Raw genomic sequence first — 1,391 nt, forward strand, 5'->3', positions numbered from 1 at the left:
AGTTCCAGATCCGGTCGGCGGCCAATCGCGTCGATCGCGATCGATCCGACTCCCCCGGTGGACCACACCACGGTACGCAGCGGCTTCTCCAGGTTCGACGGCACGATTGATACTCCTTACTCGCGGGCTCGGGCTGCGGCGTCCGCAGCACGTTCCAGGTATGGCCACGCCGCGTCGGGTGGAAGTCCGCCGCAAAGGGGATGCAGCGGCAGCGGTTTGCCGCTGCGCACGTAGTCGGTCGCCTCGTCGCTGGTCAGGACGCGGTACGGGCCGTTCTCCGCCCGCAGCGCGGCGACCGTGTCGGCCCGGGTGATGCTGGCGACCGAATCGTCATGCGGACGGTACGACGCCGCTGTCATTGCGTCGTGCAATAGGTGGGGGCCCAACGCCTCCCATGCCCCGTCGACGTCGTCGGCTACGAAAACCGTTGTCGGAGTGCCTTTCACGGGGAACTGAACGACGCCGGGCTCATGTCCGTGCGCACGGCACTGCGCCTCGTAGAACTCCCTCAAACCGGGCAGGTCGGTCTGCGAGACGAACCCGAGCCCGAAGGTTCCGGCACGGCGGGCCGCGGCCTTGCTGCCGCCGGCGATCAGGATCAGCGGACCATTCGGCGACGCGCACGCCGGGGTGACGCGGACCCGTCGGCCCCGAATGTCGACAAACTCACCGCGCAGCAACGGGCCCAGCACAGTCAGGATCTCGTCGGCCACTTTTCCGCGGTTGGCCATGTCGATGCCGAAGTGGTGGTACTCCTCGGCCCGATGACCCACCCCGAACACGTAGGACACCCGACCCCGGCTGATCAGATCCAGGACGCTTATCTCTTCGGCCAGCCGCACCGGGTCCCACAACGGAATCGGCACGGCGGCCAGCAGTATCGCCAAGCTTCGCGTCCTGGCCGCGATCGCCGAGGCCAGCGTCAGCGGCGCGGGCAGATGGCTGTCCTCGGTGCCATGATGTTCGGACAGGATGGCGAGGCCGGCGCCGCGCGTTTCTGCCCAGCTGCACATGTCGATGGCCGCGGCGTAGAGATCCGCGACGGGCCCGGCCCAATCGGGAGCACGCATGTCGAACCTGAGCGTGAACATACCCAGGCAGACTAACCTAACGTTTGTTCTGCACACGGTTGACCCTTACGCCGGCGACTGTTAGCTTCCGGATCAAACGTTCGGTATAACCTCGCCGCAGCCGACGGTTCCCTGGTGCAACATCCGACCGGAGCTGCGGGTCGCACATATCGGATTAGTCACTGCGGCTTTGGGTTTCGCGATCAAGAGGAGGAGTGCCATGGCATACCGCGTAGTAGTGTGGGCTACTGGCGGCATCGGATCGATTGCCATCAGCACCATTCAGCGGCGTCGCGACCTGGAACTGGTCGGCGTGTGGGT

At 65.9% G+C, this 1,391-nt stretch carries 1 protein-coding gene; it reads right to left on the reverse strand.

Going from position 1 to position 1,391, the window contains the following annotated elements:
- Positions 1–116: 116 nt before the first annotated feature.
- Positions 117–1,091 (reverse strand): LLM class flavin-dependent oxidoreductase, encoded by a 975-nt coding sequence (locus A5791_RS18145; RefSeq protein ID WP_067239787.1) that lies wholly within the window; start codon positions 1,089–1,091, stop codon positions 117–119.
- Positions 1,092–1,391 lie beyond the last annotated feature (300 nt).

The sequence above is a fragment of the Mycobacterium sp. 852002-51163_SCH5372311 genome (assembly GCF_001667115.1).
In the GTDB taxonomy this organism is placed as follows: domain Bacteria; phylum Actinomycetota; class Actinomycetes; order Mycobacteriales; family Mycobacteriaceae; genus Mycobacterium.

Bases quoted from the DNA above. Each gene is read 5' to 3' on its own strand.
- A5791_RS18145 (WP_067239787.1), bottom strand. From the start codon at position 1,091: ATGTTCACGCTCAGGTTCGACATGCGTGCTCCCGATTGGGCCGGGCCC.